This is a genomic window from Segatella copri DSM 18205 (assembly GCF_025151535.1).
Taxonomy (GTDB): Bacteria; Bacteroidota; Bacteroidia; order Bacteroidales; family Bacteroidaceae; genus Prevotella; species Prevotella copri.
On the sequence record NZ_CP102288.1, the window covers coordinates 809,137 to 835,424 of the forward strand.

Below are 26,288 nucleotides of genomic sequence, written 5' to 3' on the forward strand. Positions count from 1 at the left end.
ACTAAAACCCTTTTGGAAAAAGTAATGCCCCGTCACGCTACCGGAGTGTTGTGGCGGGGAATCTTATTTGAAAATAAACTTTATACGATTTTTCTGGCAATTATCTCAGGTCGATGACTTCAGCTCCTGGACATTCCTTGCTGTTGAAATTGAATGTGCTGTTAGAAACGCTCCTGGCTCTGAAGTTACTTACCGTGATGGTACTCCAGGTATTGCCCTGTCGCATCTTGACAACTGATGGAATATGTGTCTTTTTGTTGATGGTGATATACATTTCGGCTACAGAACGTTTCTGGTTATTGGCAACGAGATGTACTACATAGTTACTGCCTACTGTCTTGAGCGTTGACTTATAACCAGTCTTATATATATTTGTAAAGGTATAAGGGTTCATGGACATCTGCTGAGCCTGTGTAGGGTTGCTGACATTCACCTCGTTGGTTTTCTTTAGATAAGTCCACTGGGTCTTGCCGTTGAACCAGACGATGGCTTGCGGGGTACGGGCGTTAAACTTGTTGCCTTTGATGGCAATACTGCCGCTTGCTGATCCATACTTAGAACTGCTCATATTGAAGTTGGCGCTAGCTCCACCTTTGTTGCCAATAACGGCAGCGGTCTTATCAAGTACCTGTTGCGCTGTCTGCGCCATGGCTCCGATGCTCATCATTGCAACGAAAGCCAATGCTAAAATCTTTTTCATTTTTATCTTTTCCTTTCTTTTAAAATTCTATGTTATATTATATCTTCTAAAATTTCATACTCTATCATAAAGCCGTAAAAACGTCTTTTCTCTCTTAGACGTTTTCACGGCTTCAGGGTTTAATAATTTAACCTTTTCCAATATTATCTTCTTTCATACCCTTAGTTATTTACTAAAATTAAGAGTTTCGAAGTGCCATTAACAGATTATTAAGCTGGTTTTCATCCTGTATCAGTACCTCACGAGGCTTGCTGCCCTGTGCTGCACCTACGATGCCTGCAGCTTCCATCTGGTCCATCAGTCGTCCTGCACGGTTATAGCCGATACTGAACCGGCGCTGTATCATGCTGGTAGAACCCTGCTGCGAAAGAACAATCGCATGGGCTGCCTCTTCGAAGAACGGATCCAGTTCGCGGGCACTGATGCTGCCGCTTCCACCTGCGCTTCCTTCATCATTAGCTGGTTCTGGCAACTCCATAGGTTCGATAGGGCCAGGCTGTTCGCAGATATACTCGTTGATGCGCTCGATTTCAGGTGTATCAACAAAGGCGCACTGTACACGGACAGGTTCATTGCCGCAGAGATAGAGCATATCACCACGACCAATCAGCTGGTTGGCTCCTGTACGGTCAAGAATGGTCTTTGAGTCGATGGCTGATGTAACCTTAAAGGCGATACGGCCAGGGAAGTTAGCCTTGATATTACCCGTGATGATGCTGGTTGTAGGACGCTGGGTGGCAATAATCATGTGGATACCCACGGCACGTGCCAGCTGGGCGATACGGGCAATAGGAAGTTCTACTTCCTTGCCGGCTGTCATGATCAGATCACCGAACTCATCTATAATCACCACGATGTATGGCATATACTCATGTCCATCTGTCAACTTCAACTTGTGGTTGATATACTTCTGGTTGTATTCTTTGATGTTACGGGCTCCTGCCTTTTTGAGCAAGTCGTAACGGCTATCCATCAGTACACACAGACTGTTCAGGGTTCTAACCACCTTGGTTACATCGGTTATGATAGGTTCTTCCTCATCAGGAAGCGCAGCCATAAACTTGTTGGCAATACGGGAGTAGACGCTAAACTCCACCTTCTTAGGGTCGATGAGAACCAGTTTGAGTTCGTTTGGATGTTTCTTGTATAATAAAGAGGTGATGATGGCATTCAAACCTACAGATTTACCCTGTCCGGTAGCACCCGCAACAAGCAGGTGAGGAATCTTAGCCAAATCAACCATAAACACTTCGTTGGTAATGGTCTTACCCAAAGCGATAGGTAACTCCATCTTGGTTTCTTGGAATTTCTTTGAGTTTAAAGTACTTTCCATACTAACGATGTTCGCCTTTGCGTTAGGTACCTCAATACCGATGGTTCCCTTTCCTGGGATAGGAGCGATGATACGGATGCCGAGAGCTGCCAGACTCAAGGCGATGTCATCTTCCAGATTCTTGATCTTAGAGATACGTACGCCTTCTGCAGGCTGGATTTCGTAGAGTGTGATGGTAGGACCAACCGTAGCACGGATGGTTTTGATCTGTACGCCAAAGTTGCCCAGCACCTCGATGATGCGGTTTTTGTTGGCGCGCTGCTCTTCCTCATCGATGGATACGCCGTCATCCTCATACTTCTTCAGAAGGTTGAGTACCGGATATTTATATCTGGTGAACGGCTCCTTCGGATTGATCGGAGTATTCAGTACTTCTGCATTGCTCAAGGTATTGCCTGTAGCCTTCTCGTCGGCTGTGGCTACAGAGATGTCCATACCTATATGCTCAGAAGCTGCAGCAGCCTCGGCAGCTTGCTTTTCCAATGCTTCCTGTTCAGCCCGTTTTGTACGGAGTTCGCGCTGACGTGCAATGAGTGACATATTCTCGTTCTGCGTGCCGTTGGCTATAGCGATGGTTTCATCTTTTTCTGTATCACCTTCTGTTCCTGTAGCTTCCGGTCCGTCTGCCTCTGGTTCAACAGGCGTAGAAGGTATGTCCGGGGTTGCGAAAGTCTGGTCCGGATCCAGATTCAGGTCGATGACTTTGGCAGGTTCTTCTTCCTTATATTCTTCTTTCTCATCCTCAGTGCCAGCACCATATGCTGCGCTGGCGTATACCTCGTCGATAGCTTCCGTATCTTTCCTGTTCTTTCCATGGTTAGTAATCTCAAATTTTACCTTATTTGATATATAACCGATAGGGTTGAGTGCTTTTCTGATTACCGTAATGGTTTCAGTGGTGAGATAGGTGAGGAATGCTACCGCCACGAAGAAAAGAATGGCAGTAAGTCCTGGAGGACCCATGATGTTCTCCAGATTCTGCACGACATAGAGTCCGTGCTTTCCGCCCGGATTGAAGATGAGGCTTGGCATGATAGGTGCGATGAACTTGGCAAAGGTTACCGACATCCATAGCATGACCACAATCATGCAGAAGAACCATTTCCACAGGTTCAGCTTGTAGGCATGCATCATCTGCAATCCCACCATAATGACAAAGAATGGGAGCATGAAGGCTGGAAATCCGAAATTGATGGCAATGAGCCAATAGGATACAATGGCTCCCCAGGATCCGCAGTAGTTCTGAAACTGTTTTTCCGTGTTGGTCCATTCACCCGGCTTCAGATTTTCGAGCAAACTCTGGTCATTGGCTCCTGTGTTGAGAAAGGAGATCATAGCGATGATGATAACCACAGCAATGACTACCAAGGCTAATCCTATGAAAAAGTCGGTGATAGTATTGTTGAAAATATACTGTAAACCAATAGCTTCGCTAAAGGTTTTGGTCTTTTTTTCAGTTCTTTTTTTAGCCATTTTATATATTTTTGAATAATTTATCTGCAAAATTAGCGAAAATAATTGAGAAAACAATTCTTTTTCTCATCTTTTTTTTCTAATTTTGCAACTTGTAAAGAATAAAAAGCATAATGAAGATTATTTTCACTAGTTTCGACAAGGCGGCAATCACGAATTTGCCAAGAGCTTTGTTTCCTGGCAAAATCGTAGTCGTTGACAAGCCTGAAGATACAGAAGCGGCTGTTAATGACCTACTTAGCCATTATATACTGGGTGTGGATACAGAAACGCGCCCATCATTCAAGCGTGGTCAGGCTTACCATGTTTCGTTGTTGCAGGTGAGTACACATGATACTTGTTATCTCTTCCGCCTGCATCATACGGGCATTACTCCTGCCATCATTCGCTTGCTCGAAGATACCACCGTGCCAAAAGTAGGACTTTCCTGGCACGATGACTTGCTGCAGCTCCATAAGCGAGCTGCTTTTAAGGCTGGCTACTTTATCGAGTTGCAGGATGTTGCAAAGAACTTTGGTATCGCAGACATGAGTCTGCAGAAACTGTATGCTAACCTGTTTCACCAGAAAATCAGCAAGGCGCAACGGTTGAGCAATTGGGAGGCTAGCGATTTGAAGGAATCGCAGGCTCTCTATGCAGCAACAGATGCCTGGTGCTGCATTAATCTGTATGAGGAATTCAAGCGTTTGTCTGCCACAGGCGATTACGAGCTCGATGAACTCAGGGTATGATATAAGTGGTAAGGAATAGAAATTGATAATCGTAAGAAACTTCATATATAAAATATGTATAAAAGCGTATATTTAAAGAAAGGTAAGGAAGAATCGCTCAAGCGTTTTCATCCATGGATCTTCTCGGGTGCTATCCAGGCAATGGATGAGGGCATAGAGGAGGGCGACATTGTGAGAGTGTTTACCCGTAGTGGTGAATTCATTGCTATAGGTCATTATCAGATCGGTTCTATCGCTGTACGTGTTCTTTCTTTTAGAGATATTGAGATTGATGAGGAGTACTGGTGTGCCAGATTGGATTCGGCATATAAAATGAGACTCGCTTTGGGTATTGCCGGTAATTCATCCAATACTACTTATCGCTTGGTTCATGGTGAGGGGGATAACTTGCCGGGACTTGTTATCGACTGTTATGGGCCTACTGCTGTCATGCAGGCTCACAGTGTGGGTATGCATGTTTGCCGCATGGAGATAGCCAAAGCCTTGAAGAAGGTGATGGGCGAAGCACTGGAGAATATCTACTATAAGAGTGAGACAACCTTACCGTATAAGGCTGACCTCAGACAGGAAAATGGCTTTATACTGGGAGGTGATGCTGACGATGTTGCTGTAGAGAATGGACTGAAATTCCATATCGACTGGTTGCGTGGTCAGAAAACGGGTTTCTTCGTAGATCAGCGTGAGAACCGTTCGCTGCTCGAGCATTATGCCAAGGGTAAGAGTGTGCTCAACATGTTCTGCTATACCGGCGGCTTTTCTGTTTATGCGATGAGAGGCGGGGCTAAGGCTGTTCACTCCGTAGACAGCAGTGCCAAGGCGATAGAATTGACCAATGAGAATATTGTGCTCAATTTCCCTGGAGATGCACGCCATGAGGCTATCTGCGAAGATGCCTTCAAGTATCTTGATGAACATGACCAGCAGTATGATCTGATTGTTCTTGATCCTCCTGCTTTTGCCAAGCACCGTGCGGCTTTGCGCAATGCGTTGAAGGGCTATACCCGCCTGAACGTAAAGGGCTTGCAGCGTATTAAGAAGGGCGGCATCCTTTTTACCTTCAGTTGCTCTCAGGTGGTTACGAAGGATCAGTTCCGCAATGCTGTGTTTACTGCTGCAGCGCAGGCTGGAAGAAAGGTTCGCATCTTGCACCAGTTGCACCAGCCTGCCGACCATCCTATCAATATTTATCATCCGGAAGGTGAATATTTGAAGGGATTGGTTCTCTATGTAGAATAACAAATGATTAAAGGATAGATAATGAATAAGTTCAAAACGTTTACAGCCTTGATGCTCTTGCTGGCTATAGGATTTGCAGGATGTGGCAAGTCGGAAGCAGAACGTCATCGCTTGAGCAAGAAGGAAAAGGCTAGATTGGATAGCCTAGACCGTGCTGCGCTGAAGATAGCGGTGATGCCAACAATGGACTGCCTGCCAATCTTTCTGGCATGTGATGACAGTATCTTCCAGCAGCAAGGTGTAGACGTACATTTGCGTAGATATACTGCACAAATGGATTGTGATACTGCTATCGAGCGCAAGCGCGTAGAGGGAGCCGTGACCGATCTGATTCGTGCTCATCATATAGAGAAACGGGGTACTGCTTTGACGTATCCTATTTCTACCAATCTTTATTGGCAGTTTATCACCAATAAGCGTTCGCGTATATCCGAACTGAAACAACTGTCAGATAAGATGGTGGCAATGACCCGCTACTCTGCAACTGATTATCTGGCTACTTTAGCAATCGATAGCGGTAAGCCTAAATATGATGCTTATAAGGTTCAAATCAACGATTTGAACATCCGTCTGCGTATGTTGCTTAACAACGAGATGGATGCCATGTTGCTGCCAGAACCTCAAGCTACCAAAGCCCGACTTGAACAGCATGTAAAACTCTTTGACAGCAGAGATAAGAACTTGCAGTTGGGTGTTGTTGCTTTCCGCAAGAAAATACTTTCAGAGCCGCGCCGTAAAGACCAAGTTGCCAAGTTTATCAAGGCGTATAATATTGCTGTTGATAGCATAAACAGTCGTGGGGTACAGCATTATGCAAGAATCATCACAAAATATACGGGTGCCGATGCTGAAACCATCAGTAATCTTCCAAAACTTAAATATGAACACGCTATGGAGCCAAGACGTCGTGACCTGGCTGTAGCACAAAAATAAGCGGCTTATGAAAAGAGAAGATTTTAGCTGGACAAAGTTTTCGCATGAAAATGTCACTACGATATCCAGAATAGAGGCAATTCGCAAGATAATTGACCAGGAAGTGGGTTTGGAGCCATGTCTGCCTGGAATAGCGGAAATAGAACAAAGATATGATGCTTTATATCATGATTATATAGATGGCAAACTTAAACATCGGGAACTTTATGATCTTGCTTCAGATTTGGATATGGATATAGACAAGCTCTATAGTAAAATGCGCCACGAATGGATTTTGGCTAATGAGTCTACATTTGTTGCACTTTGCAAAAGAGCTCAGAATCTGACAAGTTTTGATGAGGTACAGGAAACCTTTGAGAAATTTGCTACAGATGAAGCTATGCTAAATTTGAGGGTAGACTTGTCTGAAGAACAGATAGACGAGGAAAGACAAAAGATACAAGAGCAGCTTAATGCCTATCGCAATATGGTGTTTTCTTATATTTTGACAACTGATGATTGGAATGATGATTTTGTCAAGAATATTCTTGATATCATCGCTTCCGATTTGGTAGATCCATACACCATCAATATGATTGTTTCGGCTGTTTCATTGTCATGCTCTGTATTCATGGAGGCCCCTAGACTTGCAGTCTTGATGCGCTTAATCAAGTCTGACGACAGTACTTGCAGTGTTCGCCAGCGAGCTTTGGTGGGTTTCGTTTTCTGTGCAATAACCAATTCGGGTGAAAAACAGAAATATTGGGATTCTGCTGCTGGCTTGATCATGGATGATGAATTTTTGGCAGCCTGTGTTGATCTCCAACGCCAGATGCGTCTATGTCTTACCAGTAAAAAGGATAGCAAGGAGATGATGCATTCCGTGGTGAAGACCATGTTCACTTCTTTTACTCAGGATTTGGCCGAAAAGATAGACCAAACGGGTGAATTGGGACTTAATTGCTTCTCAGCAGATGGGGAGAATCCTGATGATGCCCTTAAGGGAGCCTTCGACTATATGTTGAATTCAGAAGATATAGGAGTTGATGTCTATTATCATCAGTTTGCCAATCAGAAGAGCTTCGGTCATTTCCATTCACTCTATAATTGGTTTGTTCCTTTCTATGTCCGTAATTCTACGCTCAAGAATGTTCGGGCTACGATGAAACAGCATCGCAATTTCATCAACAATCTGTTGAAAGGTGTCTCTATGTGTGATACCGATCTGTATAGCATCATTCTTTCATTGAATAATACATCTAAAGAATTTATTAAATCATTGGATATTGCCCCGGAAAATATGGTGTCTGGTCCTGTTTTTTATGACGAAGAAGATGAGGAGGAAAAAGAGCAGAATACCGAAGAGCCAGTAGAGGATGAGAATGATTCTACAGAAGCAAAGGATTCAGAAAATGTCACACTGCTTGATTCGGTAATGGAACATGAAGAGAATCTCTCTGAAGAGGAAAAGAAGAAACGTGCAATCAGGGTTCGTCATCGCTATGTGCAGGACCTCTACCGATTCTATACTCTCTCTCCGATGAGGAAGGCATTTGATAATCCTTTCGAAGTGCAGAAGGAAATTCCTTTCTTTACTACAGGACTGTTTGCTAAACCGGAATATGACAAGTATCGCCTGTCGCTGGCCCGTTTCTCTGCTAAAAGAGGTGACTATGCCTTTGTTAGCAAGATTTTGCGTAATCTGGAAAAATATACCGACGAAGAGCATATGATGCTTGCATTGGCATACAAATCGGAGGAAAAATATGATGAGGCGCTTGAACATCTCTATGTGATTAAGAAAACAAGCCCAACTTATAAGGCTGCCACGGAGTTGAAATTAGAAATAGAAGAAGAGATAAAAGATCCGGCGGCTTTAATATCATTGAATTGCTTGATTAAAGAAGAATCAGATGAGAGTAAGCAGTTTAAGCTCAAGCTGAAAAAGACCGATCTCTTATTGAAATTCCATCATTATAAAGAGGCTTTGGAATGGGCTTTCCAGATGGATGAACAGTATCCTAAGGAAGAACAGGTTGAATGCAGACTGGCTTTCTCTTTGCTCTTTTCAGAATCGGAAGGCGATAAAAACATTGACCATGCAATGGCTTTAATAGAACCTTATCTGCAAAATAGTGATGATAATGAGATCAGGGAAATTTTGAATTCTGACATGACAGATATGGATAAGGATGATAAGCAACGCATGTTCATGAAAATGTTATCTGCGATGGTGAGCAAAGTTTCCAAGCCACAAGACCACAGATGGGAGTCTTTGAAATTTTTCTATTATGGACTCTGCGTTCTAGTGAAAAAGGGAGGAACTGCAGCTATCAGATTTTTGGATGAAGCATCTGGTCATGCAGCTTTTTCCCCTAAGGAAGATATAGATGCATTCGGCCTGCTCGAGATGGGAGATTGGCTCGATGATCGTGGTATTGCGCCTATAGAATTGGAATTTATAACAAAAAAAGTTTTCGAGGAAAGGAAAAAACAATAAAGATGGCGGAGAATAATAAAAATAAGAATAAGGTACAGATAGATCCAACCTACGCCCATTTGCAGCCGCAGGCTGTGAATGTGGAGCAGGCGGTACTGGGTGCCTTGATGATAGATTCTGATGCCTTTTCGGTGGTGTCGGAGTTGCTCAAGCCGGATACTTTTTATGACCCGCGTCATAAGAGAATATTTCAGGCTATCCAGGTGATGAACATGGAGGAACGGCCTGTGGATATCATGACTCTTGCCGATCAGTTAGCCAAGACTGGCGAACTGGATAAGGTGGGAGGAGCACAATATCTCATGGATATTTCTGCAGGCATGGCTTCGGCTGCCCATGTAGAGTCGCATGCCCGTATCCTGGCGCAGAAATATATGCAGCGCCAGCTGATTCATTATGCCGGCGACATCGAGACGATGGCGTATGAAGAAGGTGTGGATGTGGATGAACTGATGCAGAAAGCTGAAGGTGAACTCTTCCAGCTTTCGCAGAACAATATGAAGCAGGATTATACACAGATTGAGCCGGTTGTAAAGGAGGCCGTTGCCATCTTGCAGCGCGCCGCTCAGAACTCGGGTGGTCTTACCGGTATTCCTACGGGTTATCGTGGATTGGATGATATAACATCAGGTTGGCAACCGTCCGACCTTGTGATAATCGCCGGTCGTCCTGCCATGGGTAAGACTTCCTTTGCATTGAGTATTGCCAAGAATGTGGCGGTAGATTATGATGTGCCTATCGGATTCTTCTCTCTGGAAATGAATAACGTTCAGTTGGTGAACCGACTCATCTCGAATGTTTGCGAGATTTCGGGTAAGAAAATACTGAACGGACAATTGGAACAGCCAGAATGGGAACGGTTGGATAAAAAACTGAGAAAACTGACAGGTGCACCTATTTATATTGATGATACGCCTGGTCTTTCTGTTTTCGAACTCCGTACCAAGGCGCGCCGACTGGTAAGGGAAAAGGGTGTTAAACTGTTGATGATCGACTATCTCCAGCTGATGAATGCCAATGGTATGAAGTTTGGTAGCCGTCAGGAGGAGGTGTCTACCATCTCCCGTTCGCTCAAAGGTATTGCCAAAGAGCTGAATATTCCTGTGCTTGCTCTTTCGCAGCTCTCCCGTAATGTAGAGAACCGTGAGGGTTTGGAAGGAAAGCGACCTCAGTTGAGTGACCTCCGTGAATCCGGTGCCATCGAGCAGGATGCCGATATGGTGCTTTTCGTTCACCGCCCGGAATATTATCACATCTATCAGGATGAAAAGGGTAATGACCTTCATGGTATGGCACAGATTATCATTGCCAAGCACCGTAAGGGCTCTGTTGGAGATGTTCTCCTGAACTTCCGTGGAGAATTTACCCGATTCCAGGATCCGCAGGATGCTGCAGCAGCACCTGTCGAAGAAGGTGGTGAGATTGTAGGCTCTAGAATGAATGGCGGAGGGCTGGATGGTAGTCCGCTACCACCGCCGCCTGCAGAGAATCTGCCTTTCTAAGGTTAGAGTTTGTCAATTTTTTCACTCAAAAACTGGCTTTTTCGCCAAATTCTTGCACAGGATTAACGTTTTTGGGTAAAAAATCTATAAGATTATAGGAATTTGTTATCATTTCTATTAAAAAAGTTATAAATTGTTTGCTAGTATCAAATAAAAGTGTTACCTTTGCATGCGAATTTAAGAATATAACATAATAAGATAGATATGAGAACAACATTGTTGAACATTACAAGCATTATTATTCGACTTCGACTGCAGTTTGTGGGCGGAAGTGATAAGGTGTGCGTATAGTTCATCGCTTAAGATATTAAAAGCCTTTCTACACTTCCGTCTATGGAGTGGGGAAAGGCTTTTTACTTTATCTGATGCTTCTGCACGGATTGCTATATAAACGTAGTGCGTTCTGAATGTGTAGCTCTTATATATAATAAGGTGTAAATTTAAAATTTTAAAGATATGAGTGACAGATTATACATTTTCGACACGACCCTCCGCGATGGCGAACAGGTTCCGGGATGTCAGTTGAACACAGTTGAGAAGATTCAGGTGGCAAAGCAACTGGAGCAGTTGGGCGTGGATGTAATTGAGGCTGGATTTCCAATATCAAGTCCGGGCGACTTCAATTCAGTGGTAGAAATCTCTAAGGCTGTAACCTGGCCTACTATTTGTGCACTTACCCGTGCCGTAGAAAAAGATATTGATTGTGCTGCTGAGGCTTTGCAGTATGCCAAGCATAAGAGAATCCATACCGGTATCGGTACCAGCGACAGTCATATCAAGTATAAGTTCAATTCTACCCGCGAGGAAATCATCGAACGTGCTGTAGCTGCTGTCAAGTATGCTAAAAAGTATGTTGAGGACGTAGAGTTCTATGCTGAGGATGCAGGCCGTACTGATAATGAGTATCTGGCTCGTGTCGTAGAGGCTGTTGTCAAGGCGGGTGCTACTGTAGTGAACATTCCTGATACTACAGGTTATTGTTTGCCTGATGAATATGGTGACAAAATCAAGTATCTCATGGAGCATGTTGATGGCATTGACAAGGCACGCCTTTCTACCCACTGTCATAACGACCTCGGTATGGCTACTGCCAATACCCTGCAGGGTGTTTTGAATGGTGCACGCCAGGTTGAGGTTACCATCAATGGTATCGGTGAGCGTGCAGGTAATACTTCTCTCGAAGAGATTGCCATGATTCTGAAGTGTCACAAGCATATCAATATTGATACCAACATCAATACCACCAAGATTATTCCTACCTCACGCATGGTGAGCAGCCTGATGAATATGCCTGTCCAGCCGAACAAGGCTATCGTGGGTCGCAATGCGTTTGCTCATTCTTCCGGTATCCATCAGGATGGTGTCTTGAAGAATGTCCAGACTTACGAAATCATTGATCCTAAGGATGTGGGATTGGATGACAATGCTATCGTATTGACTGCCCGTTCAGGTCGTGCTGCATTGAAGTACCGTCTCCATGTCAATGGTGTAGAGATAAATGATGAGGAGAAGCTCGACAAGATTTACAAGAAGTTCCTCCAACTGGCTGATAAGAAGAAGGAAGTTACCGATGAGGATGTTTTGATGCTTGCCGGTGCTGATTCTGCTGATAAGCATGGTGTTCAGCTCGACTGGTTGCAGGTTACTACAGGTAAGGGCGTGAAGAGCGTGTCAAGTATCGGTCTTGATATTGCAGGTCAGAAGTTTGAGGCTGCATCATCTGGTAACGGTCCGGTAGATGCTGCTATCAATGCTCTCAAGAAGGTCATCACCAAGGAGATGAACCTCAAGGAGTTCACCATCCAGGCTATCGACAAGGGCTCTGATGATGTGGGCAAGGTTCACATGCAGGTGGAATACGATGGTCATGTATATTATGGCTTCGGTGCAGATACCGACATCGTTACGGCTTCTGTTGAGGCTTACATCGATTGTATCAACAAGTTCAAGGTAAGATAAAATTAATTCAGATAAATATATAATAAACAGGATATTATGAATACATTATTCGACAAGATTTGGGACAAACACGTTGTCCAGATTGTTCCGGACGGTCCTACACAGCTTTACATCGACCGTCTCTATTGTCACGAAGTAACATCACCTCAGGCATTCGCTGGTATGCGAGCACGCGGACTCAAGATGTTCCGTCCAGACCAGATTTTCTGTATGCCTGACCACAATACTCCAACCCACGATCAGGATAAACCAATCGAGGATCCTATCTCAAAGAAGCAGGTAGATACCTTGGCAAAGAATACCGCTGATTTCGGTGTAACTCACTTTGCCATGAACACAAAGGATAATGGTATCATCCACGTAGTAGGTCCTGAGAAGGGTCTTTCTCTTCCTGGTATGACCATCGTTTGCGGTGACTCTCATACTTCTACTCATGGTGCCATGGGTGCCGTAGCTTTCGGTATCGGTACTTCTGAGGTCGAGATGGTGATGGCTTCACAATGTATTCTCCAGAGCAAGCCAAAGTCTATGCGCATCAGCATCAACGGTAAGCTCAGCAAGGGCGTTACTGCCAAGGACGTTGCTCTCTATCTGATGAGCCAGCTCACTACTTCTGGTGCTACCGGTTACTTCGTTGAGTACAGTGGCGATGTAGTGAAGGATATGTCTATGGAAGGTCGTCTTACACTCTGTAACCTCTCTATCGAGATGGGTGCCCGTGGTGGTTTCGTAGCTCCTGATGAGACAACATTCGAGTACATCAAGGGTCGTGAATATGCACCTAAGGGTGAAGAGTGGGACAAGGCTGTGGCTTACTGGAAGACCTTGAAGAGTGGCGATGATGCTGTATTCGACAAGGAGTTGACTTTCGAGGCAAAGGATATCGAACCACGTATCACCTATGGTACCAACCCAGGTATGGGTATCGGCATTACCGGGAATATCCCAACTCTCGATGAGATTCCTGAGGAAGAGCAGGCTGGTTTCAAGAAGAGCCTCAACTACATGGGCTTCCAGCCAGGCGAGAAACTCGAGGGGCATCCTATCGATTATGTATTCTTGGGCGCATGTACCAATGGTCGTATTGAAGACTTCCGTGCTTTCGCTTCTCTTGTTAAAGGAAAGAAGAAGGCAGATGGTGTAACTGCTTGGCTTGTACCAGGTTCATGGTTGGTTGATAAACAAATACGTGAAGAGGGAATTGATAAGATTGTTGAGGCTGCCGGCTTCGAAATCCGTCAGCCTGGATGCTCTGCCTGCCTGGCAATGAACGATGATAAGATTCCTGCAGGCAAGTACTCTGTAAGTACATCCAACCGTAACTTCGAGGGTCGTCAGGGACCAGGTTCCCGCACCATCCTTGCCAGTCCATACGTAGCAGCTGCTGCCGCTATTACAGGTAAGATTACTGACCCAAGAGAGTTTATGTAATGTTAAGTGTTCAATGTTAAATGTTAAATTGAAATGAAACAGAAATTCAATGTAATTACATCAAGCTGCATTCCTCTTCCTTTGGAGAATGTAGATACAGACCAGATCATCCCAGCCCGTTTCCTCAAGGCCATCGATAAAGAGGGCATGGGCGACAACCTCTTCCGCGACTGGCGCTACAATGCCGACGGAACTCCAAAGCCAGACTTCGTGATGAACGACCCTTCTTACAGTGGTGTCATCCTCGTAGCTGGCAAGAACTTCGGCTCCGGTTCTTCCCGTGAGCACGCTGCCTGGGCTATCGCAGGTGCAGGCTTCCGTGTAGTCATCAGCTCTTTCTTTGCTGATATCCACAAGAACAACGAGTTGAACAACCTCGTATTGCCAGTAGTAGTAAGCGAGGAATTCCTGAAGGAACTCTTCGAGAGCATCGACAAGGATCACAAGACAGAGGTGAAGGTAGATCTTCCTAACCAGACTGTGACCAATCTTGCTACCGGCAAGAGCGAGCACTTCGAAATCAACGGCTACAAGAAACACTGTTTGGAGAATGGTTTGGACGATGTAGACTTCCTCGTTCAGAACCGCGACAAGGTTGAGGCTTGGGAAGCTAAAAACAAGTAATTATGAACGTTAACGCAAAGAGAGATAATTCCCGTATCAAGGAGATTGAAATCATGGACTGCACGCTGCGCGACGGCGAGCAGACCAATGGTGTCAGTTTCCTTCCTCACGAGAAGTTGATGATAGCAAGAATGCTGTTGCACGACATCAATGTAGATCGCATTGAGGTGGCTTCAGCGCGTGTGTCAGAAGGTGAAAAGGATGCTGTCGCTCGAATTTGCCGTTATGCTAAGACTATAGGTAAACTGGATTCCGTTGAGGTATTGGGATTCGTGGATAACAACAAGAGTGTGGATTGGATTGCTGAATGCGGCGGTCATGTCATTAACCTCTTGGCTAAGGGTAGCTACAAGCACTGCACCCAGCAACTCAAGATGTCGCCAGAGGAGCATCTCGCTCATATCAAGCAGACCATCGGCTATGCTTTGAGCAAGGGATTCACCGTGAATCTCTACTTGGAGGACTGGTCGAGCGGTATGCGTGACAGTCGTGACTATCTCTTCATGATGATGGATGAGTTGGTAAAACAGCCTATCAAGCGCTTCCTTCTTCCTGATACGTTGGGTATTCTGAACCCATTGCAGTGTGTGGAGTATATGCGCCAGATGGTGCGCCGTTATCCGAATTCTCACTTCGACTTCCATGCCCATAACGACTACGATCTGGCTGTGAGCAACTCGCTGGCTGCCGTATTGAGCGGTGCCAAGGGTCTTCACGTTACCGTGAATGGTCTAGGTGAGCGTTGTGGCAATGCACCATTGGCAAGTGTTCAGGTGATTCTGAAAGACATGTTCGAGGCAAAGACCAATATTAAGGAAGACCGTCTGAACGATATTTCCCGATTGGTTGAAGGATATAGTGGCATTGCCGTGGCTCCGAATACTCCGGTAGTAGGAGACAACGTCTTTACTCAGGTAGCTGGTGTGCATGCCGATGGTGACAACAAGGACAAGCTTTATTGCAACGACCTGGTACCTGAGCGTTTCGGCAGACATCGTGAGTATGCGTTGGGTAAGAACTCTGGCAAGGCGAATATCGTGCAGAACCTCAATGAACTGGGATTGGAACTGACGCCTGAGCAGACCAAGGCGGTGACCAAGCGAATCACAGAACTCGGTGACCGTAAGGAACTGGTAACCCAGGACGACCTGCCATACATCGTGAGTGATGTGTTGAAGCATGGAGCTCCAGAGGATAAGGTGAAACTGGTAAGTTACATGGTATCAACCTCATACGGTTTGAAGCCTATAGCCAGCGTGAAGGTAGAAATAGAGGGTAAAGAGTATGAAGACCAGAGCTCCGGTGATGGTCAGTATGATGCTTTCGTGAAAGCTCTCCGCAATATCTACAAGGTGAAGCTCGGCAAGACCTTCCCTAAGCTCGACAACTATCAGGTAACTATCCCACCTGGTGGTCGTACAGATGCCCTCGTTCAGACCGTCATTACCTGGCGTGAAGGAGATCGTATCTGGCGCACCCGAGGCTTGGATGCTGACCAGACAGAAGCAGCTATCAAGGCAACGCTGAAGATGATTAATATGTATGAGGCAGATAAGAGCGACGATCAGGCTGTTTCGCCTCGAAATCTTGATATGGAATAATATCTCCGAAGATTACGAAATTATCTCCGAAGATTACAGAATTATCTCCGAAGATTACGAAAATATCTCCGAAGGTTTCTATTCAGCAGCACGCCCTGAAGGGGCAGAAGCTCCTAGCCCAGGGTAACACCCTGGGTATAAGATAGCATTTAGCAATGCGCCCTGTAAGGGCAAAAGCTTTAATCATTCAAAAAATAAACAATTAAAAAATCAGATAAGATGAAATTAAACATTGCAGTTCTCGCCGGTGATGGTATCGGACCAGAGATTATGAAGCAGGGCGTAGCAGTTATGCAGGCCATTGCAGAGAAGTTCAACCACGAGTTTACTTATAACGAGGCTATCTGCGGCGCTCACGCCATCGACGAGGTAGGTGATCCATTCCCAGAGGAGACCTTCAAGACTTGTATGGATGCTGATGCTGTACTCTTCGCAGCCGTTGGCGACCCACGTTTCGACAACAACCCTACAGCCAAGGTTCGTCCTGAGCAGGGTTTGCTCGCTATGCGTAAGAAGTTGGGCCTCTTCGCCAATGTTCGCCCAGTAGCCACATTCGATTGCCTGCTCCACAAGTCACCATTGAAGGATGAACTCCTGAAGGGTGCTGACTTCGTAGTTATCCGCGAGTTGACTGGCGGTATGTATTTCGGTGAGAAGTATCAGGATAACGATAAGGCATACGATACAGATATCTATACCCGTCCTGAGATTGAGCGCATCCTGAAGGTAGCTTTCGAGTTTGCCATGAAGCGCAACAAGCACTTGACAGTAGTAGATAAGGCAAACGTATTGGCATCTTCTCGTCTCTGGCGTCAGATTGCCAAGGAGATGGAGCCACAGTATCCTGAGGTAAACACCGATTATATGTTCATCGACAACGCTTCTATGCGCGTATTGACTGAGCCTACATTCTTCGATGTTATTGTTACAGAGAATACCTTCGGTGATATCCTGACCGATGAGACTTCTTGCATCACCGGTTCTATGGGCTTGCAGCCATCTAGCTCTCTCGGTGAGCACACACCATTGTTCGAGCCTGTTCATGGTTCATGGCCACAGGCAGCTGGCAAGAACCTGGCTAACCCAGTAGCTCAGATTCTTTCTGCAGCTATGTTGTTAGAGCACTTCGGCTTGAACGAGGAGGGCGCCTTGATCCGCAAGGCAGTAGATGCTTCTCTCGATGCCAATGTCCGCACACCTGAAATTCAGGTTGAGGGTGGTGCTCAGTATGGCACAACTGAGGTTGGTGCATGGATCGTTAACTGGATTAAGAATGCTTAATCTGTAAATGGATTTTTCGGCGCTGGATGAATTTTCTATCCAGATGCTTTATAGATAAAAGCCTTAAGAGGAGTGTTTCTTTCTCTTAAGGCTTTTCTTGTTGATTGTCCTGTCTTTCTGAAATTTAGTTCTTTTTGTAAAGTCAAATAAGTTTTATAGTTTTTTATTTGGCAGTTTGCGAAAGTCTTCTTAACTTTGCACCATGAAAAGTTTTTATACATTATTATTGGCATCGATGGTTTCTTTGTCTGTATCTGCGCAGAACGTAGATGCCGACAAGGCACGTGCTGCTCAGAATCAAGCCTTGCGCGATTCACTCTCCAAGGCTACAGAAGTGCTTGCATATCATCCCGATAGTATCGATCTGCGACTGAAAAAGGCTGCTTGGAATATCCAGTTGGAGCAATGGCAATATGCGAAGGATGATCTTGATAAGGTACTCTTTCTGAACAATACCAATATCGCCGGTTTGTTCTATCGTGCCTTTGTCAATGAGAAGTTGCTCCGTTATAACTTTGCACGTCTAGATTATCAGAATCTTCTGGTACTTGTTCCTGGCAACTTCCAGGCGCAACTCGGTCTGGCTTTGCTCAATGAGAAAGATAAGCATTATACCGAGGCTTACGATGGCATTAACAGTCTGATAGAGCAGTATCCTGACAGTGCGATGGCTTATGCTGCAAGAGGTGGCATGGAGAAGGAGAGGGGTATGCTTGAGCTGGCAGAGTTTGATTACGCCAAGGCGATGGAGTTGGATGCCGGTAATGAGGATTTTGCTTTCAATCATGTAGACATCCTGATTCTGCTTGGAAGAAAGGACGAAGCCTATCGTGATTTGAAGAAACTGCTCGATGCCGGTTGTCAGCCAGGTCGTTTGCAGAATTTCTATGCAAGGTTGAAAAAGAAGAAAAAGTAGTATTTCAGAGTTATAAAAAGGAGTTTTAATGATTAATAAGACAAGAATGCATAAAATTATTTCCTATATCCTGTCTGTTTGTTGTCTCTGTATGATGGCATCCTGCGATACCGTCTTCGATGTTCACCCGTATGATGTGCAAATCGATGGGGCAAGAAACTTGAATGTTACCAATATTCAGAAGATTGAGGCTGCAGTCAAGTCGAAAGATACAATCCGTTTTGCTATGATCAGTGATTCGCACCAGTGGTTGGATGATTTGAAGAGTGAGGTTAATGATATCAATCGCCGCAGTGATTCCCTCGATTTCGTGATTCATTGTGGAGACCTTACCGACTTTGGTGCTACCCGTGAGTTTCAGTGGACCCGTGACCATCTTCAGAAGTTGAAGATACCTTTCGTGGCTCTGCTGGGTAATCATGACTGTTTGGGAACAGGTAACCAGTCTTATCAGAAAATCTTTGGTAATCCGGATTTCAGTTTCATCGCCGGTAAGGTAAAGTTTGTCTGTCTCAATACCAATGCCATAGAGTTTGACTATTCCCGCCCTGTACCTAATTTCGATTTCATGGAAGAGCAGGTTAAGGCAGATGCAGATGACTTTTCGCGTACCATTGTCTGTATGCATGCTGCCCCTTATTCAGAGCAGTTTAATAATAATGTAGCTAAGGTCTTCAATTTTTATACGCATCAGTTCCCAGGTTTGATGTGCTGCCTTTACGGTCATGGTCATCATACCAAGCAAGAAGATATTTATGGCGATGGCATTATCTATTATCAGGTGGCCAATGCCGCTAAGCATCAGTACTATATATTCACCATTACTCCAACAGATTATCGTTATGAAATTATTGAGTTTTAAGCATATATTCATTCTGGGAGCTTTGCTTGCTGCAGGTTCTGTACAGGTTCATGCTGCCGATGAGGTTACCGGGAAAAGTGAGGAGTTGGAACTGACGGATAGTATTGTTCATGATACTCTGGTGTTGGCGGATGGCAAACTGACCCGATATGACCGCCGCGTCATGCGCTACCGTAAGCATTGGGATTTGCTGATACCTACTAGTGGCATCATTCAGACCTGTGGCAATATGGGTATCATTTCGCTGGGTATCGGGTGGGAATATGGTAAGCGCCGCCAGTGGGAAACGCAGCTCTTGTTTGGCTACATCCCGAAGTTCAGTTCTGACGATGAGAAGTTAACCATGACGCTCAAGGAGAATTTCATTCCTTGGCGTCGTAATATAGGTAAGGGCTGGTGGTTTGAACCGCTGGAGTGCAGCCTGTATTTCAATACGGTGTTCGGACATGATTTCTGGACTAAGCAGCCTACCAAGTATGAAAGCGGCTACTATCCGTTCTCTACCAGAGTCCGTCCTAATATCGCCTTGGGTGAACGTTTTAAGTATGATATTCCGCACAATAAACGTAAGCGTATCAAGAGTATTACGTTCTTCTATGAGTTGGGTACAACGGATATCTACTTTATGCGTTTCTACCGTAATGGCAATGCCGGTTTCTGGGATGTCTTCGGCCTCTCTATCGGTGCCAAGGTGCAGTACCTTTAAACCAAGAACTGGTTGATGAGTTTGCTTACTCTGATGATATCTTCATCGTTGAGCGATGAGTTGCAAGGCAGACTCAGTTCTTCGTCAGCTATTCTCTTGGCTACCGGAAATTCCAGATGATTCATTTCCGGATAGCATGGCTGCAGATAGGGTGGGCGGAAGTAATGAATCTTTGTGCCGACCCCATTCTCAGCCAGGAAAGCTTTCAGTTGGTCTCGTTTCGGGGTAAGGAAAGGGAAGACGTGGAAAACATTTTCATGAGCAGGAGAGAGGAGTTTCGCAGCGATGCATCTGTCCTTGATATCGTCATCCAGATGCTCCAGATATAGCTGTACCTGTCTGTATCTCGCTTTCTGTTCGTTTTCAGGATATTGCAGTTTCACATTCAGTACCGCAGCCTGAATCTCATCCATGCGCGAGTTGACGCCCTGGTATATGAAGATGCCGTCTTCTATCTTTCCATATTCGTGTAGTGACATGATGGCTTTCGCCAATTCCCTGTTATTGGTAGTTACAGCTCCTGCATCTCCCAATGCTCCCAGATTCTTGCTAGGATAAAAACTGTGGGCGGCAGCATCCGAAAGATTGCCGGTATATCTTCTTTTCGATGGTTTTTCAGAAGAATCAGCTAGAGTAGTGGAGCATCCGAATCCCTGCGCATTGTCTTCGAAAAGCAAGAGATGATGCTTCTTGCAGATTTCAGCAATCTTCGGAGTCCATGCCAGTTTGCCATAGAGATGAACAATCATGATGGCTTTGGTCTTCGGTGTGATTCGGGCTTCTATCAGTTGGTCATCTATCTGTAATGTATCGATATTGGCATCCACCAATACAGGAGTCAGTCCTACGCTGCTGATGGCAAGTACGGTAGCGAAATAAGTGTTGGCAGGCACAATCACCTCATCACCTTTCTGTAACTTTCCGATAGCCAGTTCGCCCATCAGCATCAGCTTGAGCGCATCCGTCCCGTTAGCGCAGCTGATGCAGTATTCAGTACCGATAAACTGTGCATACGATTTCTCAAACCTTTTTACGGCTTCACCTTGCAGATACCATCCGCTGTTGACCACCTTGTTGATAGCATCCTTTATCTCCTTCTCGTAAGGCTCATTGATAGCCTTCAGGTCGAGATAAGGAATCTTCTTTACTTCTGTTTCCATTGTTTCTTCTGTGATGATTTATACAAGTGATAAGACTTGTTTCTATAAATAAAAACGGATGTTTTGCGGTATTTATTATATGGGGAGCTATAAAAAAGACAAGAGCAGCTATCTTCTCAGACAACTGCTCTACATTCAATAGGTATTAGTTTTCTTTAAGGTAAAAAGATTGTATTCAGGATAACGTTTGCAAAGGTACTAAAAAAAAATGAAACAAAAAAATAAAATGGCAACAAAATTACCATCAACTTAAAAAAAAGTTTTAAAAAACCTTTGCGGAGTCTTTTCTATTTGTACAAGGAACCAGATTTTTATATAAATAATGCCAAATAAAAAGCTGTGAAATGGAAAAACTGTCACGAAACCGTCTTTTTCCCTTTCACAGCGTTCGATGTCTAAAATCTTTCGATTTGTATGTTTGAAATTACTCAACTGAGCCCTTCGGCCTGTTTCAACCATACAGTTCGCACCAATTTCTTCTGCAACTTTCGAGAATTGGATATATTTTTCAGCCTTTTATCGTTTAAAAGAATCTAAAAATCAATAATTGTCGTTTACGAGTTCCCACTATGGGAACTCTCATTTATTTTATTTTTACTATCTTTGCACCGTGTGACACAGATTAGTACCTTATTACCTACTTTGGAGGCGTCGCGATAAAAACAGTAATGTACGGATCTCTACTTCCGAAAGCCAACGGAGGCGGAGACAGGAGAGTTTATGCCCATAGCAAGAGAGCTATACAGAGCATTCTCTGCTCAGTGTTTACGGTGACAGGGTGACACGATGACACTAGTTTTTCAACTTTTCGCCTCGCACGCGGGCAGGCAGGAAAAATCAGGGCGAAAGTTCCTGCCTGCCCGCGCGAAAGTAAATCTTCAGAATTCCCTGTCACCTCTGTCACCCTGTCACCCAGAAGTCGGTTGCTTCCGAGACGGAAATCAAAGACTTACGATGCAAAAGTCAGTTACTTACGATATGAAAGTCAGGGACTTATGATGCAAAAGTCAGTAGCTTACGATGTATAAGTAGCTACTCATTAAAATATTTTGCCAAACAGGATGTTCATCATAGTTTTGAACAGAATCTTAGCATCAAACCACCAGGATCTGTGTTCCAGGTAGTAGAGGTCAAGACTCAGTCTTCTCAACATCTTCGGCATTGTATCCGTATATCCGTTATATAGGGTGGCATAAGAAGTAGCACCCGGTCGGATCTGATACAGATAAGTATAGCGAGGATCATGCTTGATGATTTGGTCAATGTAGTATTTCCGTTCCGGGCGTGGACCAACCAATGACATGTCTCCCTTTAGAATATTCCATAACTGTGGAAGTTCATCTAAATGGTGAGTTCTTATGAATTTTCCCACACGTGTGAGTCGCGTGTCGCCCTCAATCTCGAGTAGATTTGGACCATCTTTTTCTGCATCAGCCTTCATAGATCTGAACTTATAGATGTTGAAAGGTTTCCCGTGCAAACCTATACGTTCTTGCTTGTAGATGATAGGTAATCCATCTTCCCATTTGATAGCTAAGGAGATAATGACAAATAGGGGAGAAGATAGAACGAGACAAGGTACAGAAACAAGAATATCTGTGGAACGTTTTACAAAACGCTCCATTCTGTTGTTTCTATTCTTGGTTTCTGTTTTGTTTTGTTTGGTCATTTCTCTATTTTTTTCTTTAGTTTGATTTTTTGATTGATACCGATGTGTAGCATTGTATAGAGGGCTATATCGATAAGTAATATTCCTGTTAATCCTACACTCATATTACCTAGTATTACGTTGGTTCCAATGAATGCTAGGGCTAGTAGGATAATAATGAATAATGTATAGTGCTGGTTATATCCCATAGCCAGGAACTTGTGATGTATATGGCATTTGTCTGCATCAAAGATTGGTTTTCTGTTTCTGATGCGATGAAGCACAACCCTTACGACATCAAATGTTGGAATGATGAGTAGACTGTATGCTATCAGAACGCGTTTTGGAGACATAGGCATCACGTTCGGATTTACAGCAATTGCTTTGACAAATAGAAATGCCAAAAAGAATCCCAACGTTAAGCTGCCCGAATCACCCATGAATATCTTGGTTCCTTTTTCTACTTTCCCATACATGTTAAAATACAGGTATACAACCAGAACGCCTAACAATCCTGCAATCATTACTTCATAAGCAATCAAGTCGTATGGTATGAAGCAATAAAAGAAACCCAGCAGAGCTATGATGGAGAGACTTGTTGCCAATCCATCTATGCCATCTATCAGATTGAGTGCATTGTCTATGAACACAAATACAAGGATGGTTAAAGGAATACCAACAACCGAAGGTATTTCGTAAATTCCAAACAGTCCGTAAAGATCATTGATTTGAAGTCCACAGAAAGGCATGATGCTGGCAGCGAGAATTTGAGCGACAAATTTCACTTTAGCGTTAAGACCGATTAAATCGTCAATGATTCCTACAGAGTAGATAATTGACAGACTCAAGATAAAACCTACGCTCCACATACTGAGAGAGATTTTGTCTTGAATATTATTTGTAGCTATGATAAGCAAAACAGCCACAGCTGAAATCATCATGCTTGGTATGAATGCAATGCCACCCAATCGTGGTATAGGTGCGCTATGCACTTTTCTTAGGGTTGGAATATCATACAACTTTTTTTTCTTGCAGAATTTCAGCACTGATGGAATGAAAAACACACCACATGTCATGCTCAGTATGAATGCTCCTATGATTGGTAATATTTCTGTTAACATATTTATATCTTCATTTTATTATATAAACTGAAAAGGTACGTGAATATTGTATAAAACATAAAAATTGTTTGGCTGTTTCATATAAAAGGAGTATATTTGCAGAAAAATGAGACAAGATGACGCAACTGAATAGAAAATTGCCTTTGGGCATACAGGATTTTGAAGAGATGCGTAGAGATCATTATATCTATGCTGATAAGACTGATATGGTTTGGAAACTGGCTAATGGTACTAAATACAATTACCTGAGCCGTCCACGCCGTTTCGGTAAGTCTCTTTTGTGCTCTACCCTTAAGTGTTATTTTGAGGGTAGAAAGGAACTCTTTGAAGGTCTCAAAATTATGGAACTTGAATCGGAGTGGGTAAAACGTCCTGTAATCTATTTCAGTATGAGTTTGGGTGGTTCTTCTGCACAGACGCTTACAGAATATTTGAACAATGTATTGTCTTCATATGAGAAGATATATGGCAGAAATCCGGATGAGCAGTCTTTAGGTAATCGTTTAAATGGTATCATTCAGAGAGCATACGAACAGGCAGGAGTACAGATAGCCATTATCGTAGATGAGTATGATATTCCTTTGCAGCATACCTATGAAACCAATCATCATGATGCATGCCGTGAGATATATCGTAACTTCTTTACAGGGTTAAAAGACTATGGTTACTGCATCAAGTGCGTCTTTATTACTGGCATTACTAAGTTTACTCAGATAAGTTTGTTTAGTATGCTTAATACATTAACTAATGTCAGTTTTAGGAATGAGTACGCAACAATATGCGGTTTGACTAAAGATGAAATTCAGTTCTATTTTTCAGAACAGCTATCTGAATTGGCAGATAACTATGCTATCACGAAGAGTGCCCTTATGGATACAATGAGTTCTATTTATGATGGCTATCATTTCTCTCGTAGTCTCGTCGGTGTTTACAATCCTTTTAGTGTATGTAATGCCTTGGCTAATCTGCGCCTTAATTCTTATTGGATAGCTTCTGGTTCCAACGAAATGTTGCTCAAGGTTTTGCGTAAATTCATCAACGAGATTCCTGAGCTGGATAATTGTTTGATTGATTCTGACTATTTGGAAATGAGTGATGTCAATATGAATGATCCAAAACTCTTCCTTTATCAGTCCGGTTATCTTACAATCAAAAAGGTAGTAGGTAGCAGTTATATGTTAGGTTATCCTAACCGAGAAGTCCGAAATGCGATGTTTGGTATGATTCTTCCGATAATATTGCATAAGGAGTCTTCGCAAGTAAGCAATGCTATTCAAGAATTAAAGATATCGATGCTAGCTGCTAATATTGATAGGAGTATGCTTTGTCTTAAGCAGTTGGTTGCTGGCACTCCTTACAGTACCCAAAAGAAGGAAAACTTTGTTTTTGAGGAGCATTTCCGTTTTATTCTGAAAAATATTTTCTATCTCTGTGGCTTTAAGGTCTCAGAGGAACAGCAGATGTCTGCAGGTAGAATAGATTTGGTGGTCGAGACCTCAGAAAATATCTACATTTTAGAACTTAAGATGTCAGATAATGGTGGGGTAGTTTCTGCCTCACATCAAATCGCTTCTCATCATTATGCTGATGCCTATGCCGCATCTTCCAAACCTGTTATCTCACTTGCGCTTGAGTTTGATAGAGAGAGTAGGGGGCTGATGGATTGGAAGAAACTGAATATAGCACTAAAACAATACCGCTTGTAGCACTCATATGATACCACGTATTGTAGTTATATGAACGCTGCAAGCTGTATGAACTATGGATTTGCTTTTATCTCAATGCATGTTTATATATAAGTTCTCTTACAGAGTAAGGAACAATTCTGACAGCAAATCGGATTATGACATTTTGTAAAAAGCGATGGAAAGTAGTAAAGCCCATTTTATGAATGTTCCATTGCGTAATGGCTTCATCGCAGGCATATTTCCATCCTCCTCTTCTTTTGAATACACCAATATCAAATCTAAACCACAGAAGACTTTCTTGAATGTTATAGATTTTACAACCATTCATTAACATTCTTATCCATAAGAAATAGTCTTCCGGAAAGTATTTCGTTAAGTAACCTCCTGCAGCAAGTACATCTTTTTTGCGATACATAACAACAGGATGATTCACGGGACATCTTTTCTTTGCATATTTATAAATTTCATCAGGTGTCTCAGGAACCTTTCGGATGGATGATACATGGTTTATGTCTGTTATAAATTCGTCAATCCATGCTCCAACCATAGCATATTCAGGGTGAGATTGCATAATTTGTAGTTGAATCTCCATGCGGTTCGGTTTGGATATGTCATCCGTATCCATACGAGCAATTATTTCATTTTTGCATCTGCATAACCCATCGTTTAAAGCAAAGCCTAATCCTCTGTTTTTTGTAAATCTAAGAACATGTAGTTGTTGGTATTTTTTTTCATACTCACATACAACATCTTCTAGTTCTTTACCTAAAGTGCCATCTTCTATCAGTACTACATCATTGGACGTTACTGTTTGGGTAAATATAGAATCCAAAGCTTGTCTTAAGTTAAGTGGATCTTCCTTATAATATAAAGACATAAGAACAGAATAATTCTCCATAATGTT

20 protein-coding genes are annotated in these 26,288 nt (G+C 43.5%); 14 read left to right on the forward strand and 6 right to left on the reverse strand.

The window, feature by feature from the left end; translation table 11 throughout:
- Positions 1–100: 100 nt before the first annotated feature.
- Entirely contained in the window at positions 101–700 is a 600-nt protein-coding gene (gene lolA1 / locus NQ544_RS03255) for an outer membrane lipoprotein periplasmic chaperone LolA1 (protein WP_006846828.1), read from the reverse strand.
- 178 nt (positions 701–878) lie between these two features.
- Positions 879–3,506 (reverse strand): FtsK/SpoIIIE family DNA translocase, encoded by a 2,628-nt coding sequence (locus NQ544_RS03260; protein WP_006846827.1) that lies wholly within the window; start codon positions 3,504–3,506, stop codon positions 879–881.
- A gap of 113 nt (positions 3,507–3,619) precedes the next feature.
- Here NQ544_RS03260 and NQ544_RS03265 point away from each other — a divergent pair, with 113 nt between their 5' ends.
- The 13 genes from NQ544_RS03265 to NQ544_RS03325 all read left to right on the forward strand — a co-directional run bounded on the left by NQ544_RS03265 (position 3,620) and on the right by NQ544_RS03325 (position 19,767).
- Positions 3,620–4,237, forward strand: a complete 618-nt coding sequence (locus NQ544_RS03265; protein ID WP_006846826.1) for a 3'-5' exonuclease — start codon at positions 3,620–3,622, stop codon at positions 4,235–4,237.
- Between the two features lie 54 nt (positions 4,238–4,291).
- Positions 4,292–5,473 (forward strand): class I SAM-dependent rRNA methyltransferase, encoded by a 1,182-nt coding sequence (locus NQ544_RS03270; protein WP_006846825.1) that lies wholly within the window; start codon positions 4,292–4,294, stop codon positions 5,471–5,473.
- Positions 5,474–5,494: 21 nt separating this feature from the next.
- Entirely contained in the window at positions 5,495–6,406 is a 912-nt protein-coding gene (locus NQ544_RS03275; RefSeq protein ID WP_006846824.1) for an ABC transporter substrate-binding protein, read from the forward strand.
- A gap of 7 nt (positions 6,407–6,413) precedes the next feature.
- A complete protein-coding gene (locus NQ544_RS03280) occupies positions 6,414–8,885 on the forward strand; it encodes a hypothetical protein (protein ID WP_006846823.1) in 2,472 nt (823 codons plus the stop codon).
- A 2-nt stretch (positions 8,886–8,887) separates the two neighbouring features.
- Complete coding sequence (gene dnaB / locus NQ544_RS03285; protein ID WP_006846822.1) at positions 8,888–10,387, forward strand: replicative DNA helicase; 1,500 nt, start codon at positions 8,888–8,890, stop codon at positions 10,385–10,387.
- A 456-nt stretch (positions 10,388–10,843) separates the two neighbouring features.
- Positions 10,844–12,346, forward strand: coding sequence for a 2-isopropylmalate synthase (locus NQ544_RS03290; RefSeq protein WP_006846821.1), 1,503 nt, complete (start codon positions 10,844–10,846; stop codon positions 12,344–12,346).
- A gap of 36 nt (positions 12,347–12,382) precedes the next feature.
- Positions 12,383–13,777 carry a 3-isopropylmalate dehydratase large subunit gene (gene leuC, locus NQ544_RS03295; protein ID WP_006846820.1) on the forward strand — a complete coding sequence of 465 codons (1,395 nt, stop codon included), beginning with the start codon at positions 12,383–12,385 and terminating at the stop codon, positions 13,775–13,777.
- Between the two features lie 33 nt (positions 13,778–13,810).
- On the forward strand, positions 13,811–14,401 hold the full coding sequence (gene leuD / locus NQ544_RS03300; RefSeq protein WP_006846819.1) for a 3-isopropylmalate dehydratase small subunit: 591 nt from the start codon (positions 13,811–13,813) through the stop codon (positions 14,399–14,401).
- A gap of 2 nt (positions 14,402–14,403) precedes the next feature.
- Complete coding sequence (locus NQ544_RS03305) at positions 14,404–16,002, forward strand: hydroxymethylglutaryl-CoA lyase-like TIM-barrel protein (RefSeq protein ID WP_006846818.1); 1,599 nt, start codon at positions 14,404–14,406, stop codon at positions 16,000–16,002.
- 219 nt (positions 16,003–16,221) lie between these two features.
- Positions 16,222–17,283 (forward strand): 3-isopropylmalate dehydrogenase, encoded by a 1,062-nt coding sequence (gene leuB / locus NQ544_RS03310; protein ID WP_006846817.1) that lies wholly within the window; start codon positions 16,222–16,224, stop codon positions 17,281–17,283.
- 202 nt (positions 17,284–17,485) lie between these two features.
- A complete protein-coding gene (locus tag NQ544_RS03315) occupies positions 17,486–18,199 on the forward strand; it encodes a tetratricopeptide repeat protein (RefSeq protein ID WP_040552628.1) in 714 nt (237 codons plus the stop codon).
- A gap of 46 nt (positions 18,200–18,245) precedes the next feature.
- Entirely contained in the window at positions 18,246–19,061 is an 816-nt protein-coding gene (locus NQ544_RS03320; RefSeq protein ID WP_040552625.1) for a metallophosphoesterase family protein, read from the forward strand.
- Positions 19,042–19,767 carry a hypothetical protein gene (locus NQ544_RS03325; protein ID WP_006846813.1) on the forward strand — a complete coding sequence of 242 codons (726 nt, stop codon included), beginning with the start codon at positions 19,042–19,044 and terminating at the stop codon, positions 19,765–19,767. Before NQ544_RS03320 ends, NQ544_RS03325 begins: the two co-directional genes overlap by 20 nt.
- On the opposite strand, the gene NQ544_RS03330 is transcribed toward NQ544_RS03325, so the two are convergent.
- From NQ544_RS03330 to NQ544_RS03340, 3 genes are all read right to left on the reverse strand, one after another.
- Positions 19,764–20,927, reverse strand: a complete 1,164-nt coding sequence (locus NQ544_RS03330; protein ID WP_006846812.1) for a DegT/DnrJ/EryC1/StrS family aminotransferase — start codon at positions 20,925–20,927, stop codon at positions 19,764–19,766. The genes NQ544_RS03325 and NQ544_RS03330 overlap by 4 nt on opposite strands.
- 1,039 nt (positions 20,928–21,966) lie before the next feature.
- Entirely contained in the window at positions 21,967–22,596 is a 630-nt protein-coding gene (locus NQ544_RS03335) for a sugar transferase (protein WP_006846809.1), read from the reverse strand.
- Entirely contained in the window at positions 22,593–23,696 is a 1,104-nt protein-coding gene (locus tag NQ544_RS03340; RefSeq protein WP_006846808.1) for an MraY family glycosyltransferase, read from the reverse strand. Before NQ544_RS03340 ends, NQ544_RS03335 begins: the two co-directional genes overlap by 4 nt.
- Before the next feature lie 116 nt (positions 23,697–23,812).
- Here NQ544_RS03340 and NQ544_RS03345 point away from each other — a divergent pair, with 116 nt between their 5' ends.
- Positions 23,813–25,402: an ATP-binding protein gene (locus NQ544_RS03345; RefSeq protein ID WP_006846807.1), complete on the forward strand. Its 1,590-nt coding sequence runs from the start codon at positions 23,813–23,815 to the stop codon at positions 25,400–25,402.
- A 67-nt stretch (positions 25,403–25,469) separates the two neighbouring features.
- Here NQ544_RS03345 and NQ544_RS03350 read toward each other — a convergent pair whose 3' ends face one another.
- On the reverse strand, positions 25,470–26,282 hold the full coding sequence (locus NQ544_RS03350; RefSeq protein WP_006846806.1) for a glycosyltransferase: 813 nt from the start codon (positions 26,280–26,282) through the stop codon (positions 25,470–25,472).
- Positions 26,283–26,288 lie beyond the last annotated feature (6 nt).